This window comes from Candidatus Skiveiella danica (genome assembly GCF_022705245.1).
In the GTDB taxonomy this organism is placed as follows: domain Bacteria; phylum Pseudomonadota; class Gammaproteobacteria; order Burkholderiales; family Burkholderiaceae_C; genus Skiveiella; species Skiveiella danica.
The window spans coordinates 1-503 of sequence record NZ_JAKJEW010000210.1 but is presented as its reverse complement, the minus strand read 5'-3'; the positions used below and the strand labels follow the sequence as shown (position 1 = coordinate 503).

1 protein-coding gene is annotated in these 503 nt (G+C 66.2%); it reads right to left on the bottom strand.

What is annotated here, in order from left to right; genetic code table 11:
• The coding region (locus ACMUOY_RS21065) for a DUF3641 domain-containing protein (RefSeq protein WP_413894637.1) at nucleotides 1-503 on the bottom strand (503 nt) is incomplete at both ends.

Here is a 503-nt window from a genome sequence, read left to right as displayed (position 1 = left end):
AGGTCCAGCTGCTGGTTGAAGTCGCAGTCGTACAGCCAGCCCTGCCAGTCCACGCTGACCAGACTGCGGCACATCACGCCGGCCAGGTTCTGCGGCTGAAAGCTTCCCTTGAGCAGGTCCATGTAGGCGTCGAAGCTGCCCTTGGAGACCAGCGTGGAGCCGAAGCGTTGAATCGGCATGTTGGTCAGCGCCAGCAGCTCATTGAAGACGATGCCGAAGTGCTCGAACAGTTCGCGCTTGTAGTCGGCCTGCAGCGCCTGCTGGTCGGGCGGCAGCGACGGGCCCTGCGGGTTGTAGACCAGGTTCAGCACCAGGCCGCTGCCCGGCTGGCCGTAGCCCAGCGCATTGAGCTGGCGCAGCGCGGCAATGCTCTTGTCGAACACGCCGTCGCCGCGCTGGCGGTCCACGTTGGCGGCCGAATAGCACGGCAGCGACGCGACCACCTCCACCTGCTGGCCGGCCAGGAACTCCGCCAGACCCTCCTGCCCGGGTTCGGACAGGAT